The 13,961-nt window shown below is 58.7% G+C and carries 12 protein-coding genes; 8 read left to right on the top strand and 4 right to left on the bottom strand.

What is annotated here, in order from left to right:
* Window positions 1–10: 10 nt before the first annotated feature.
* Both PH5382_RS14965 and PH5382_RS14960 read right to left on the bottom strand, forming a co-directional pair.
* Window positions 11–1,243 (bottom strand): MFS transporter, encoded by a 1,233-nt coding sequence (locus tag PH5382_RS14965; RefSeq protein ID WP_058335203.1) that lies wholly within the window; start codon window positions 1,241–1,243, stop codon window positions 11–13.
* Between the two features lie 4 nt (window positions 1,244–1,247).
* A complete protein-coding gene (locus tag PH5382_RS14960) occupies window positions 1,248–1,520 on the bottom strand; it encodes a metal-sensing transcriptional repressor (protein ID WP_058335229.1) in 273 nt (90 codons plus the stop codon).
* Window positions 1,521–1,895: 375 nt separating this feature from the next.
* On the opposite strand from PH5382_RS14960, the gene PH5382_RS14955 reads away from it, so the two are divergent.
* The 6 genes from PH5382_RS14955 to PH5382_RS14930 all read left to right on the top strand — a co-directional run bounded on the left by PH5382_RS14955 (window position 1,896) and on the right by PH5382_RS14930 (window position 8,513).
* Complete coding sequence (locus PH5382_RS14955; RefSeq protein WP_058335228.1) at window positions 1,896–3,479, top strand: ABC transporter substrate-binding protein; 1,584 nt, start codon at window positions 1,896–1,898, stop codon at window positions 3,477–3,479.
* A 74-nt stretch (window positions 3,480–3,553) separates the two neighbouring features.
* Complete coding sequence (locus PH5382_RS14950; RefSeq protein ID WP_058335202.1) at window positions 3,554–4,651, top strand: M24 family metallopeptidase; 1,098 nt, start codon at window positions 3,554–3,556, stop codon at window positions 4,649–4,651.
* Window positions 4,651–5,658 (top strand): ABC transporter permease subunit, encoded by a 1,008-nt coding sequence (locus PH5382_RS14945; RefSeq protein ID WP_058335201.1) that lies wholly within the window; start codon window positions 4,651–4,653, stop codon window positions 5,656–5,658. Before PH5382_RS14950 ends, PH5382_RS14945 begins: the two co-directional genes overlap by 1 nt.
* Complete coding sequence (locus PH5382_RS14940) at window positions 5,658–6,566, top strand: ABC transporter permease subunit (RefSeq protein WP_058335200.1); 909 nt, start codon at window positions 5,658–5,660, stop codon at window positions 6,564–6,566. Before PH5382_RS14945 ends, PH5382_RS14940 begins: the two co-directional genes overlap by 1 nt.
* Before the next feature lie 4 nt (window positions 6,567–6,570).
* Entirely contained in the window at window positions 6,571–7,548 is a 978-nt protein-coding gene (locus PH5382_RS14935) for an ABC transporter ATP-binding protein (protein ID WP_058335199.1), read from the top strand.
* Complete coding sequence (locus tag PH5382_RS14930) at window positions 7,545–8,513, top strand: ABC transporter ATP-binding protein (protein WP_058335198.1); 969 nt, start codon at window positions 7,545–7,547, stop codon at window positions 8,511–8,513. The genes PH5382_RS14935 and PH5382_RS14930 overlap by 4 nt, the downstream gene beginning before the upstream one ends.
* Window positions 8,514–8,591: 78 nt before the next feature.
* On the opposite strand, the gene PH5382_RS14925 is transcribed toward PH5382_RS14930, so the two are convergent.
* Window positions 8,592–9,251: a GntR family transcriptional regulator gene (locus PH5382_RS14925; RefSeq protein WP_058335197.1), complete on the bottom strand. Its 660-nt coding sequence runs from the start codon at window positions 9,249–9,251 to the stop codon at window positions 8,592–8,594.
* A 213-nt stretch (window positions 9,252–9,464) separates the two neighbouring features.
* Window positions 9,465–10,577 carry an S-(hydroxymethyl)glutathione dehydrogenase/class III alcohol dehydrogenase gene (locus PH5382_RS14920; RefSeq protein WP_058335196.1) on the bottom strand — a complete coding sequence of 371 codons (1,113 nt, stop codon included), beginning with the start codon at window positions 10,575–10,577 and terminating at the stop codon, window positions 9,465–9,467.
* Between the two features lie 388 nt (window positions 10,578–10,965).
* On the opposite strand from PH5382_RS14920, the gene PH5382_RS14915 reads away from it, so the two are divergent.
* Together PH5382_RS14915 and cueR are read left to right on the top strand one after the other, a co-directional pair.
* Window positions 10,966–13,467: a heavy metal translocating P-type ATPase gene (locus PH5382_RS14915; RefSeq protein WP_058335227.1), complete on the top strand. Its 2,502-nt coding sequence runs from the start codon at window positions 10,966–10,968 to the stop codon at window positions 13,465–13,467.
* A 22-nt stretch (window positions 13,468–13,489) separates the two neighbouring features.
* The gene (gene cueR, locus PH5382_RS14910; protein WP_058335195.1) at window positions 13,490–13,894 is read left to right on the top strand and encodes a Cu(I)-responsive transcriptional regulator; all 405 of its coding nucleotides are present in this window, start codon (window positions 13,490–13,492) and stop codon (window positions 13,892–13,894) included.
* Window positions 13,895–13,961: the final 67 nt, after the last annotated feature.

Here is a 13,961-nt window from a genome sequence, read left to right as displayed (position 1 = left end):
TCAACAGGGATTACTTGTCTGATCGATTTGGCGATACCGGCTGCCTGTCACCTTTTGCAGGCCATTGGCGCTGGGCATAGATCAGTCCCAGACAGGCAATTGCGCTCAGCAACAGTAGCGACGGGGCCATGCCAAAGCGGCTCATGCTCCATCCAGCCAGCGGATAGGTCACCAGCCAGCAGCCATGCGACAGGGTGAACTGGGCGGCAAAAACAGCCGGCCGGTCCGGTGCAGCGGCAGAGCGTTTCAGCAAGCGCCCCGAAGGCGTCAGAATGGTAGAATACCCCAGACCCGACAGCAGCCAGCTGACCAGAACTGCCCAGAGGGACGGGCCGTAGGCAGTCGTGCCGATAGCCAGCCCGATCTGGGCCAGTATGGCAAGGCCAGCCCCTGCCATCATGACTGCGCGATCAGTGAATTGGGGCAGGATCCGCGGAAGTGCAAAGGCTGCGATCATGGAGCCTGCGCCGAAACTTGCCAGAGCCAGGGCAACCTGATGCTCGCCAAGGCCAAGCTCTGCCCGGATGATCACAACGGTGTTGATGATGACCAGAGAACTGATGGCCGCGGCTGCGGCAGACAGCCCCAAAAGCCCGCGTAGGCGCGGCGTGCGCAGGTAGATCCGGATGCCCAGCGTGGTGCGGTCGTAAAATCCGTGGGCTGTGCCGGGACTGGGAGAGGGCAGGGCAACAGAAACCACCAAAAACGCCGAGGCCACGAAGCCGAGGGCAGTGCCGAAAAACAGCGACTCTGCCGCCACTAGGGTCAATAGCAGTGCGGCCAGTGCAGGCGACAACAGGCTTTCGAGGTCAAAAGCCAGTCGCGACAACGACAGTGCGTTGGTGTAGTCGTCTTCGTCTGGCAAAATATCCGGGATCGTTGCCTGAAAGGCGGGGGCGAACCCGGCCGAGGCCGCCTGCATAACAAAGATCAGCACATAGATCTGCCAGATCTCGCTAACAAAAGGCAGCGCCAGGGCCACCATGGCCCGGATGATGTCGAGGCTGACCAGCCAGCTGCGCCGCGGATATTGCGTCGCCAGCGCGGCAGCAATCGGGGCCAGGGTTACATAGCTCAGCATTTTGATGGTCAGGGCAATGCCCAGCACCATGGCAGCATCGGCGCCTGCCAGATCATAGGCTATCAACCCCAGCGCAACCGTCGCGAGGCCAGTGCCGGTGATGGCGATCACCTGTGCCGCAAACATATGCCGAAAGGCGCGGTGTTTCAGGATTGAAAGCATGAGATCATAAATACCGCGCGATATCGCGGAACTCTGCTGTGGTGGCGGCACTGTCCTGCGCGTCGGGATCTTGGTCCAGACAGTGATCTATGTGGTCAAAGATCAGTTCGCGTTTGGCATTGGTGATGGCTTTTTCCACCGCATGGAGCTGCTGGGCAATCTCGCTACAGGGCCGTCCCTCTGCAATCATTGCGATAACGCTGTTCAGATGGCCATTGGCGCGCTTGAGCCGGGCCGAGATTCGCGGATGTGAACTGTGTTGATGTGTATCTACCATTCCCCAAATATCCCCCCTGGGAGGATAAATGCAATCGAAAAGTTGACCAAGCTCAAAGCCAGGAAAGAAAAATATCTGTATCTCGCGACTGTCTGAAGCTGACGTTGTCGCCGACTGCGGCCCGCGTTCTTGGGGTAGGGTACTGATTTTGTATCGGAAAAACTGCTTTTTCTTTGTTTTCTGGCGGGCATCGTTGACAAAACGCACGCATTGACTTCGGCTCATGCAGATTGGATACAATATCATGCAGCCAGGCTGTTTCGGAATTTTGGGTCATTTGTTGCGTCCTTTGATTGTGATCAAAGGGCTGCGGCCTTTGATGCCCCCGGCGGCAGTATTTTGGTTGAGACAATAAAAAGCAACTGGGAGTTGAAAATGAAAGCCAAATTCATGATGGCAGCCGGAGCCTTTGCGCTGAGCGCAAGCACGGCCTTTGCCAATACATTGGTCTATTGTTCGGAAGGATCCCCCGAAGGGTTTGATCCGGCGCTCTTTACTGCGGGCACCACATTTGATGCTTCGTCGCATCCGATCTACAACCGTCTGGTCGAATTTGAGACCGGAACCACCAATGTGATCCCTGGCCTGGCCGAAAGCTATGAAGCCAGCGATGACGGGCTGGAATATACCTTCAAGCTGCGTCAGGGTGTAAAGTTCCACTCCAGCGATGCCTTCACGCCGAGCCGTGATTTCAACGCCGATGACGTGATCTTCTCGTTTGAGCGTCAGCGTCTGGATGGTCACCCTTACAACAAGGTCTCCGGCGGCACCTGGGAATATTTTGACGGCATGTCGATGCCCGATCTGGTGAAGGAAATCGTCAAAATCGACGACCACACTGTCAAATTCGTCCTGTCGCGCCCCGAAGCGCCTTTCGTAGCAAATATGGCAATGGATTTCGCCTCGATCCTGTCGGCTGAATACGGCGAGGCCATGCTGGCCGCTGGCACACCAGAGATGTTGAATGGCGCGCCCATCGGCACCGGTCCTTTCAGCTTTGTTGCCTATCAGAAAGACGCGGTAATTCGCTATCAGGCCAATGCTGACTACTGGAAAGAAAAAGCCGGTATCGACAACCTGATCTTTGCAATCACCCCCGATGCATCCGTGCGCTATCAGAAACTGCGGGCCGGTGAATGCCATGTCATGCCCTATCCGAACCCGGCAGATGTCGCGGCGATGAAGGAAGACAGCAATGTCAATGTGATGGAGCAGGAAGGCCTGAACGTCGGCTATCTCGCCTATAACACCACCATGGCGCCTTTCGACAATCCAGCGGTCCGCAAAGCGCTGAACATGGCGATCGACAAGCAGGCGATCATTGATGTGGTGTTCCAGGGCTCTGGCCAGATCGCCAAGAACCCGATCCCGCCCACCATGTGGAGCTACAACCAGGCAATCGAAGACGATGCCTACAACCCAGAGATGGCCAAGCAGATGTTGGCCGAGGCTGGCGTCAGCGATCTCGACATGAAGATCTGGGCGATGCCCGTTCAGCGTCCCTACAATCCGAATGCGCGCCGCATGGCCGAGCTGATCCAGGAAGACTACTCCAAGATCGGCGTCAATGTGGAGATCGTGTCTTACGAGTGGGGGGAATACCTGTCGCGCTCGAAAGAGAAGAACCGCGACGGTGCTGTGTTGCTGGGTTGGACCGGCGACAATGGCGATCCGGACAACTTCCTAGCCGTGCTGCTGGGCTGTGACGGGGTTGAGGCCTCGAACCGCGCGCAGTGGTGCCACCAGCCTTTCGATGATGTGATCCAGAAGGCCAAGGTCGTCACCGACACCGCCGAACGCACCAAGCTGTATGAAGAGGCGCAGACCATCTTCAAGGAGCAGGCCCCTTGGGCGACCATCGCCCACTCTGTTGTCTATATGCCAATGAGCAACAAGGTGCAGGGCTACAAGGTTCACCCGCTGGGCGGCCATATCTTCTACGGCGTGACTGTCGAATAAGGCAGATTTGTCTGTAACAAGAACCGGGGCCGCCAAATGGCCCCGGTTCATTTGATTTCTTCCGGAGACATCCAATGACCCATTCTCTGGCCGAATACCGTCGGCTGGCCAAATCCCTGTCGGTTGACGCACTGGCTTTGGTGCCGGGGCCGAATTTCACCCGCGCCCTGGGACATAGCTTCATGAGCCACGAGCGCCCCTTTGTGCTGGTGATCCCCGCCGAAGGCGTGCCCGCAGCCATCGTTCCCAATCTTGAGCTCGGCTCTTGGGAGCTGGTTGGATTTGACGGTACTATCTTTGACTGGCATGATCAGGATGGCTACCAGGCGGCCTTTGACGCGCTGGCTGAACACATGTCGCTGACCCGTCTGGCGGTTGAGGGTCAGGTGATGCGGGTCTTTGTGCATCACGCCCTGAAGCAGGCACAGCCAGATCTTGTAATTGTCGATGCGGAAAAAGAAATTTCCGGTCTGCGGATGATCAAGACCGATACGGATATCGCGGCTCTGGAAGCGGCGATTGCCCTGTCGGAACGTGCCTTGCATCGGGTGTTGGAAAGTGTCGAGATTGGCCAAACCGAAAAACAGGTTGAGAGCGCGCTGATTCAGGCGCTGTTTGCCGAGGGGGCCGATGATCTGGCCTTTGCCCCGATCGTGGCGGCAGGCGACAATTCTGCCCGCCCTCATGCCCATGCCCGCGACGACTATAAAATCCAGTCAGGTGATGCCTTGCTGTTTGATTTTGGTGGACGCAAAGATGGGTTCTGCGCCGACATCACCCGCACGGTGTTTGTTGGCGAAGTCAGTGACGAAGGTCGCGCGGTTTATGAAACCGTTCTGGCCGCCAATATGGCCGGGCTAGAGGTCACACGCGCTGGTGTCACAGCGCATGAAATCGATGATGTCGTGACCGGGGTTTTGGAGGCGTCGCCCTATGCAGACCGCATCCGCACCAAGACCGGCCACGGGCTGGGTCGCGATGTGCATGAAGCCCCCTATATCATGCGTGGCAATGCTCAGGTGCTGCCTGCCGGAACCGTCTACACCAATGAGCCTGGGCTTTACGGGCCGGGCAAGTTTGGCGTGCGGATCGAAGATGATGTTCTGGTCACCGAAGAGGGCTATCGCAGCCTGACGCAGTTCCCCAAAGACCTGATGATTGTGGGGCGCTGATGTTTGGATATCTTCTGACCCGCCTGTTGACCTTTGTGCCGACCTTTATCGGTGTCACGCTGATTTCATTCGCTTTTATCCGTGTTCTGCCGGGGGATCCCATCATTGTCATGGCTGGCGAACGCGGCATGAGCGAAGAACGCTACCAAGAGATGGTGGTCAAGCTTGGCTTTGATAAACCGGTCTGGGAGCAATACACCGACTATCTTGTGGGGGTGATGCAGGGTGATCTGGGGCAAAGCTTTGTCACCAAGAAACCGGTCTGGGACGAGTTCTTTTCCCTGTTCCCCGCAACATTGGAGCTGTCGATCTGCGCGATGATTTTTGCCATGGCGCTGGGCCTGCCTGCCGGGGTGATCGCAGCGGTCAACCGTGGTAAATTCTTTGACCGCTTTCTGATGTCGACTGCCCTTGTGGGCTATTCCATGCCGATCTTCTGGTGGGCGCTTTTGATGATCATTGTGTTCTCTGGCAACCTCGGCTGGACGCCAGTTTCGGGCCGGATTGATCTGTTGTATTTCTTTGACAGCGTGACTGGGTTCATGCTGATCGACAGCCTGCTGTCGGGCCAGGCAGGAGCGTTCAAATCCGCCGCGCGCCACTTGATTCTGCCGACAATCGTGCTGGGCACCATCCCGCTGGCGGTGATTGCGCGGCAAACCCGGTCTGCCATGCTCGAAGTGCTGGGCGAGGACTACATTCGAACGGCCAAAGCAAAGGGCCTTTCGCCGCTGCGGATCAATGGCATCCACGCGCTGCGCAACGCACTTATCCCGGTAATCACTGTGATTGGTCTGATGGTCGGCTCCCTGATGGCAGGGGCCATCCTGACCGAAACGATCTTTTCTTGGCCGGGCATCGGCAAATGGATGGTCGATAGTATCTTTCGTCGTGACTACCCGGTGGTGCAGGGCGGCCTGCTGCTGATCGCCGTGATGGTGATGATCGTGAACCTTACCGTTGATCTGCTGTATGGCGTCATCAACCCCAAAATCAGGAAGCGGTAATGACCGAGACAACTGCATCCCCCGCTCCATCCGCGAGCGAGGCCCGTCCGGGTCCGTTCCGGGAATTCTGGTTCTATTTTCGTGAAAACCGCGGGGCCGTCATGGGTCTTTGGGTCTTTGCGGTCTTTGTGATCTGCGCGGCGTTTTCGCCCTGGCTTTCGCCCTATGATCCGACCGAGCAGTTTCGCGAACACATCCTAAAGCCACCCGCCTGGCAGGAAGGCGGCGACTGGGCCTTCCCACTGGGCACTGATCCCCTTGGGCGTGATATGCTGTCGCGTCTGATTTCTGGCGCGCGCTATTCCTTTATCGTTGGTGTCGTGGTGGTCTCGGTGGCGGCCTCGGGCGGGATCATCATTGGTTTGTTGTCCGGCTTTGCGCCAAAATGGGCTGATAGTCTGGTGATGCGGGTGATGGATATCATCCTGGCCTTCCCATCCCTGCTGCTGGCGTTGGTGCTGGTGGCGATCCTTGGGCCCTCGCTGATCAATGCGATCATTGCCATCGCCATCGTGTTTCAGCCGCATTACGTGCGCCTGACGCGGGCCTCGGTGCTAGGCGAGCTGCAAAAAGACTATGTGACTTCGGCCCGTGTTGCGGGCGCCAGCCTGCCTCGCCTGATGTTCGTGACCGTGCTGCCAAACTGTCTCGCACCGATCATCGTGCAGGGCGCGCTGTCGTTTTCCACCGCTATTCTGGACGCTGCAGCCCTCGGCTTTCTGGGCATGGGGGCCCAGCCGCCCACTCCGGAATGGGGCACTATGCTGGCCGAAGCCCGCGAATTCATCCTGCGCGCCTGGTGGGTTGTGACCTTCCCGGGGCTGGCCATTCTGGTCACCGTGCTGGCGATCAATCTGATGGGTGATGGTCTGCGAGACGCGCTCGATCCGAAACTGAAGCGGAGCTAAAGACATGAGCCTGCTGAACATCAAAAATCTGACGGTGGAATTCTCCACCGCATCTGGCGCCTTTCGTGCGGTGGATAGTGTGGATCTTAATGTCGACAAAGGCGAAATCCTCGCCATCGTCGGAGAATCCGGGTCCGGGAAATCAGTCTCTATGCTGGCGCTGATGGGGCTTTTGCCCTGGACCGCCAAGATCACTGCCGATGAGCTGAGCTTTGAAGGCATTGACCTGCGCCATGTCACGCCGCGTCAGCGGCGCGACATTATCGGCAAAGACATCGCGATGATCTTTCAGGAACCGATGTCCTCCCTGAACCCCTGCTTTACCGTGGGTTTCCAGATCAAGGAAGCGCTGCGTCAGCATCTGGGAATGGGGCGCCGCGAACGTCACCAACGTGCCATCGAGCTGTTTGAACAGGTCGGTATTCCGGCCGCCGAAAGCCGGCTCAATACATTTCCGCATCAGATGTCGGGGGGAATGAACCAGCGGGTGATGATCGCCATGGCGATTGCCTGCAAGCCCAAGTTGCTGATCGCGGATGAACCTACCACGGCGTTGGATGTAACCATTCAGGCGCAGATCCTCGATCTGTTGATCTCATTGCGCGATGACAGTGGCATGGGGCTGGTGCTGATCACTCATGACATGGGGGTGGTGGCCGAAACAGCTGAGCGGGTGCAGGTGCAATACGCCGGCCAAAAGGTCGAAGAACAGCCCGTACGTGATCTTTTTCGCACCCCCTATCACCCCTACACCACAGCACTTTTGTCGGCCTTGCCGGAACGGGCAACCGGGCGGCTGTTGCCGACGATCCCTGGTGTTGTCCCTGGGCAGTTTGACCGCCCAAAGGGGTGCCTGTTTGCGCCACGCTGCGCCTTTGCGCAAGAGATTTGCCAGACAACACCGCCCAGCCCCAGTGGCGCTGACACTGGCAAAGCCCGCTGCCATTTCCCGGCGGTCGCATTCGAGGAGGTCTCCGCATGAGTACCCAGACCAGCACAGATCCAATTGTGTCCGCGCGTGGCCTAGAGCGGTTTTACGAGGTCAAGGATGGCTTTCTGAGCAAACCCAAAACCGTGCGCGCCCTGGCTGGGGTGGATTTCGATCTCTACGCGGGGCAGACGCTGGCCGTGGTGGGGGAATCTGGTTGCGGTAAATCCACTCTGGCGCGGCTGGTCACCATGATTGAAGAGCCGACTGCCGGCAGTTTGAGCATCGATGGCAAGCCGGTGGCACCTTCAGATTGGGCTTCACTGCGCAAGTCGGTGCAGATCGTGTTCCAGAACCCCTATGGATCGCTCAACCCGCGCCAGAAAATCGGCACCATCTTGATGGAGCCCTTGGTCATCAATCGCCCAGACAGCACAGCTGTTGAACGCGAAGCCAAGGCCCGTGAAATGCTAGACCTAGTCGGGCTGCGGCCGGAGCATTTTGACCGCTACCCACATATGTTCTCAGGCGGTCAGCGTCAGCGGATCGCCATTGCGCGCGCGCTGATGTTGGATCCAAAAATTCTGGTGCTGGACGAACCGGTCTCGGCACTTGATGTCTCGATCCAGAGCCAGATCCTAAACCTGCTGGTGGATCTGCAAGATCGCATGGGGCTGGCCTATCTGTTCATCAGCCATGATCTGTCGGTGGTGCGCCATTTCTGCGACGAGGTCATCGTGATGTATCTGGGCCGGGCAGTGGAGCGCGCCAGCAAGGACGATCTCTTTGCGCATCCGCGCCACCCCTACGCCAAGGCTCTGCTGTCGACGACCCCCAAGGCCGATCCGGAGGCCAAGCGCGAGCGGATCCAGCTGGAGGGCGAGCTGCCTTCGCCGATGGACAATTTGCCGGGTTGTGCCTTTGCGCCGCGGTGCTGGCTTGCCACCGAAGAATGCCGTGCGCAGCGCCCGGAACTGCAGGGAGAGACTAGCCAAGTAGCCTGTTTCCATCCGCTCTGAAAAAGGCCGTTCTGACAGTTCCTGAAGCAGCATAGATTGACAGATGAAAAGGGGCCCGCAGGGGCCCCTTTTTTCAACTCAGTTGCCGCGTTTCAATTGTTCCTGCAGAGAAAGCTTGGCGTCATGTATATGGGCAAAGGTCAGACGCGCGGCGAGGTCGGCGTCTCCGGCTTCGCAGGCCTTCAGGATCTCAAGGTGTTCATCATTGCTGCGGGCGGTTCCGCTCATTACCAGCTGCGCGCGCAGATAGCGGTCGATCCGGTCAATGGAGTTCTCGATGACTGACAGATGATAAGGCAGTCCGCTCACACTGTAGAGCGTCGCGTGGAAGTTGCGGTTGAGGTCCCCATAAGTCATCGGATCGGTGGCGGCGGCAAACTGTTCCAGAAAGCCACGCGCTGTTGCGATGACCTCAGGTGTCAGATTGGGCACCGCAGCGCGAATGATATCGGCTTCGAGCTTGGCGCGAAAATCGAAAATCTCGCCGGCCTCACCCATCGAAAGCGTGGCGACAATGGCGCCTTTGTAGCGCTTGGTCTCGATCAGGCCCTGTTGCTCCAGCCGGGTCAGGGCATCGCGCACTGGAAACCGCGAGCTGTTAAAGGCCTTGGCGATTTCATCCTGGCGCAGCGCCTCGCCATCTTTGAGATCACCTTCAATGATGGCACGGCGCAGAGCATCAAAGATGATCTCTGCGGCAGTAGCGGTTTTTGATATGTCAACTGCCTGAAATTTCAAGCTTATTTTCCTCGTTCCTGATCTGAAGCCGATCTGGTTGACGAAGTATACAGCGGAGTGCGCGCAATGCCAAAGGCAGCCTTTTGTCGCGCGCAAAAATATGTGTCTGGGAGCAAGAGGATTGCCGTATTTGCAGACCGCGGTATCAAAGAAAAGGCGCAGTCTCCGGGACTCGGAGCTGCGCCTTTTAGATGGTTTTTTTGATGCGTGGCTTTAGAATTCGACCACGGCGCGGATCGATTTGCCTTCGTGCATTAGCTCAAAGCCTTCATTGATCTGATCCAGTGTCAGCTTGTGTGTGATCATTGGATCGATCTCGATCTTGCCGTCCATGTACCAGTCGACGATCTTGGGCACATCCGTGCGACCCGAAGCGCCACCAAAGGCGGTGCCGCGCCAGCTGCGACCTGTGACCAGCTGGAAGGGGCGGGTGGAGATTTCAGCACCAGCAGGGGCGACGCCGATGATGATGCTCTCGCCCCAGCCCTTGTGCGCGGCCTCAAGGGCTGTGCGCATGACGTTGACGTTGCCGGTGGCGTCAAAGGTGTAATCCGCACCGCCGCCAGTGATCTCAACCAGATGCGCGACCAGATCGCCCTCGACTTCGGCGGGGTTCACAAAATGGGTCATGCCAAAATGTGTGGCCATCTCAACTTTGCCGGGGTTGAGATCGACACCGACAACCTGATCGGCACCGGCCAGTTTCAGCCCCTGGATCACGTTCAGACCAATGCCTCCCAGACCAAAGACGATGGCGGTGGAGCCGATTTCGACCTTGGCGGTGTTGATCACAGCACCGATGCCGGTGGTGACGCCACAACCGATGTAGCAGATCTTGTCAAAGGGCGCGTCCTTGCGCACTTTGGCCAGGGCGATTTCCGGCACCACGGTGTGGTTGGCAAAGGTCGAGCAGCCCATGTAGTGATGGATTGGCGTGCCATCCAGCATCGAAAATCGGGTGGAGCCGTCGGGCAAAAGGCCAGCTCCCTGGGTCGAGCGGATCGACTGGCAGAGGTTGGTTTTGGGATTGAGGCAATATTCGCATTCGCGGCATTCCGGCGTGTAAAGCGGGATCACGTGATCGCCCACTTCCAGGCTGGTGACGCCTTCGCCGACTTCGATAACAATGCCCGCACCCTCGTGCCCCAGGATTGCTGGAAAGATGCCTTCGGGGTCATCGCCCGAGCGGGTGAATTCATCGGTGTGGCACAGGCCAGTCGCCTTGATTTCCACCAGAACTTCGCCGGCCTTGGGGCCTTCAAGGTTCACTTCCATCACTTCGAGCGGCTTGCCCGGAGCAACTGCAACGGCTGCACGTGTGCGCATCATGATTTGCGGTCCTTCGTTCTGTTGATGGAGTTCTTGTCGCCAACTGGGCAAAAGATCCCCGAAAAATCCAGTTCACATCCCAAGACATGGTGTCACAAAAACGCGCGGTCCGGGTGTGGTTTGCCTAGCGTTACATTCGCCAAAGTGATCAGGCAAGTCTTGGCTTACCCTCTAACTTTTCCAAGATTTCGCGCAGGGCTCAAAACCGACGTATAATGACGCATTCCAGCCAATTCAGGGCGCTCCTTGCGGCCTGAGTTAGGCACAGCCTATCCAAAGTTTCGGCAGAATTTTTGTTGGGCTTTTGTACACTGCGGGCTTGACCTTCCCCTCGCTGGAAGCCCCATATCCGACCACAGACAAAGACGATCTCTGGGGTTTCACCATGGAACAGCGCCATCTTTCACTGCAAATCACCGGTCTCAACTGTGCGGGCTGTGCCGGACGGGCTGAACGCGCCCTGGCGGCTGTGCCGGGTGTGCAGACTTCATCTGTCAATCTGGCCAGTGCCAAAGGCCAGGTCGATTTGGCGCAGGATGTGCCACTGTCTGACTTGACCGATGCTCTGCAACAGGCTGGCTACCCGGCGGCGCTGTCACATCTGGATCTCGATATCGACGGGTTGAGCTGCGCTTCCTGCGTTGGTCGCGTCGAGGCCGCATTGCGCCGTGTACCGGGTGTTGTGACGGCGGATGTCAATCTTGCGCGCGAGAGCGCGCAGGTCAGCTATCTGACCGGCGCCAGCCGCGCTGCTGATCTGATCGCCGCCAGCACCCAGGCGGGCTATCCGGCGCGCTTGCGCGGAACAGAGGCCGATGCAAGCGCCGAGGCCAGTCAGCGCAAGGCAGATGAGATCAAAACCCTGTCGCGTCAGGTTTTGATCGCGGCTGTCCTGACGCTGCCGGTGTTCATCATCGAGATGGGCAGCCATATGGTGCCCGCGATGCATCATTGGGTGATGGCCAATATCGGCCATCAGACCAGCTATTTGATCCAGTTTCTGTTGACCTCCTTGGTGCTGTTCGGGCCGGGGCGGCAGTTTTACAGCAAGGGCCTTCCAGCGCTATGGCGGCTGGCGCCGGATATGAATGCGCTGGTAGCGCTGGGCACGGCAGCGGCCTATGGGTTTTCGGTGATCTCCACCTTTGCGCCTGGGCTGCTGCCGACGGGCACTGCCAATGTCTACTACGAGGCTGCAGCGGTGATTGTGGTGCTGATCTTGACGGGGCGCCTGCTGGAAGCCCGTGCCAAGGGGCGCACGGGGGCCGCCATTCGCAAACTGGCCGGGCTGCAGCCGAAAACAGCTGAAGTCATCAGCGGCGATGCGGTAATAGAAACACCGGTGGACGATATCGCCGCCGGAGATCTGATCCGGGTGCGTCCCGGCGCGCGGTTTGCTCTGGACGGAGAGGTGATCTCGGGCAGCTCCTATGTTGATGAAAGCATGTTGAGCGGTGAACCTGTGCCGGTGAGCAAGGCCGCAGGCGCGCGGGTCTCTGCCGGGACCGTCAATGGTGCGGGCGTGCTGGAGTTTCGGGTGACCCATGTGGGGCGCGACACGGCCTTGGCGCAGATCATCCAGATGGTGGAACAAGCACAGGGGGCCAAGCTGCCGGTGCAGGGGCTGGTTGACCGGATCACGCTGTGGTTTGTGCCCGCGGTGATGCTGGCCGCAGTACTAACGGTGTTGGCCTGGCTGCTGTTGGGACCGGCGCCTGCCTTGCCGCTGGCACTGGTTGCCGGGGTTTCGGTGCTGATCATTGCCTGTCCCTGCGCCATGGGGCTGGCCACGCCGACCTCGATCATGGTGGGCATTGGCCGCGCGGCGCAACTGGGCGTTCTATTTCGCAAAGGCGACGCGCTGCAACGCCTCGAAGAGGTGCAGGTCGTCGCATTGGACAAGACCGGCACCCTGACCGAGGGCCACCCAGCCCTGACCAATTTCCAAGCTGCCGAAGGATTTGAGCGTGAAGCTGTTTTGCGTTTGATCGGCGCGGCAGAGGCCCAGTCTGAACACCCCATCGCCAAGGCGTTGGTCGCGGCGGCTGGGAAAGGCCTGCCCAAAGCCGAAAAGGTTGAAGCCATCCCAGGGTACGGGCTGCGGGCCATGGTCGAGGGGCGGGAGGTTCTGGTGGGGGCTGAACGCTTGATGCAGAGCGAGGGGATCGCTTGCGATACGTTCAAGGCGCAGGCTGATCTTTGGGCGTCCGAGGGCGAGACGCCGTTTTATGCTGCCATCAATGGCGCGACTGCGGCGCTGCTGTCGGTCGCTGATCCTGTCAAGCCAGACACGCCAGCGGCGATCCGAGCCCTTCAGGCGCAGGGGCTAAAAGTGGCGATGATCACGGGCGACGCCACCGGCACAGCGCAAGCGATTGCGGCACGGCTGGGCATCGATGCTGTTCGGGCAGACTGTCTGCCGGGTGACAAGGTGGCTGCGCTGCAGGATCTGCAGACGCAGTATGGCAAATTGGCCTTTGTCGGCGATGGGCTGAATGATGCACCCGCTCTGGCTGCTGCCGATGTGGGCATTGCCATTGGAACCGGCACTGACGTTGCAATCGAGGCTGCGGATGTGGTGCTGGTATCAGGCGATCTGCGCCGCACGCTTGATGCGCTGACCATCAGCCGGGCAACCATGCGCAATATCCGACAGAACCTCGGCTGGGCCTTTGGCTACAACATCCTTTTGGTGCCGGTGGCGGCGGGTGTCTTGTATCCATTTGGCGGGCCATTGCTGTCGCCCGCGCTGGCGGCTGGCGCCATGGCCCTGTCGAGCGTCTTTGTGCTGAGCAATGCTCTGCGCTTGCATCGGCTGAAATCCGGCATAGATGAGGGGGACACAGTGCAATCCCCTGCGCTGCCCATTCACAGCCCTGCCGAATAAGACGGCGCAACCAGAGGTCCGCATGAATATCGGTGACGTTTCTACCCGCTCGGGCTTGCCGGCCAAGACCATCCGCTACTACGAGGATATCGGCCTGATCAAACCGCATCGCAGCGAAAATGGCTATCGCTGTTTTGCCGAGGCGGATCTGCACAAGCTCGCCTTTCTGGGGCGGGCCCGGGCACTGGGCTTTACTATCGAAGACTGTCGCATGCTGATGGCGCTTTATGAGGACGAGAGTCGGGCCAGCGGAGATGTAAAGCAGCTGGCGCAGGAACATCTGAGCAAGATCGAAACCAAGATCGCCGACCTGCAGGCAATGCGGGACACGCTGACAGAACTGGTCCATTGCTGCGCGGGAGATAATCGCCCGGATTGTCCGATCCTCAAGGATCTGTCGGGACAGTGCGGCGATTTGGGGCAGTGATTAGGGAAAAAGACTAGAGGCCGCCACTAGAGGTTTAAGCCTGAAGACATTGAAACGAGAGCAGGTG

The sequence above is a fragment of the Phaeobacter sp. CECT 5382 genome, from assembly GCF_001457775.1.
Taxonomy (GTDB): domain Bacteria; phylum Pseudomonadota; class Alphaproteobacteria; order Rhodobacterales; family Rhodobacteraceae; genus Pseudophaeobacter.
The sequence above is the reverse complement of the archived record's forward strand: the minus strand, read 5'-3'. Positions and strand labels throughout refer to the sequence as shown.

Excerpts from the sequence above, each read along its gene's own strand:
- PH5382_RS14965 (WP_058335203.1), bottom strand. The coding sequence starts at position 1,243 with ATGCTTTCAATCCTGAAACACCGCGCCTTTCGGCATATGTTTGCGGCA.
- PH5382_RS14960 (WP_058335229.1), bottom strand. The coding sequence starts at position 1,520 with ATGGTAGATACACATCAACACAGTTCACATCCGCGAATCTCGGCCCGG.
- PH5382_RS14955 (WP_058335228.1), top strand. The coding sequence starts at position 1,896 with ATGAAAGCCAAATTCATGATGGCAGCCGGAGCCTTTGCGCTGAGCGCA.
- PH5382_RS14950 (WP_058335202.1), top strand. The coding sequence starts at position 3,554 with ATGACCCATTCTCTGGCCGAATACCGTCGGCTGGCCAAATCCCTGTCG.
- PH5382_RS14945 (WP_058335201.1), top strand. The coding sequence starts at position 4,651 with ATGTTTGGATATCTTCTGACCCGCCTGTTGACCTTTGTGCCGACCTTT.
- PH5382_RS14940 (WP_058335200.1), top strand. The coding sequence starts at position 5,658 with ATGACCGAGACAACTGCATCCCCCGCTCCATCCGCGAGCGAGGCCCGT.
- PH5382_RS14935 (WP_058335199.1), top strand. The coding sequence starts at position 6,571 with ATGAGCCTGCTGAACATCAAAAATCTGACGGTGGAATTCTCCACCGCA.
- PH5382_RS14930 (WP_058335198.1), top strand. The coding sequence starts at position 7,545 with ATGAGTACCCAGACCAGCACAGATCCAATTGTGTCCGCGCGTGGCCTA.
- PH5382_RS14920 (WP_058335196.1), bottom strand. The coding sequence starts at position 10,577 with ATGCGCACACGTGCAGCCGTTGCAGTTGCTCCGGGCAAGCCGCTCGAA.
- PH5382_RS14915 (WP_058335227.1), top strand. The coding sequence starts at position 10,966 with ATGGAACAGCGCCATCTTTCACTGCAAATCACCGGTCTCAACTGTGCG.
- cueR (WP_058335195.1), top strand. The coding sequence starts at position 13,490 with ATGAATATCGGTGACGTTTCTACCCGCTCGGGCTTGCCGGCCAAGACC.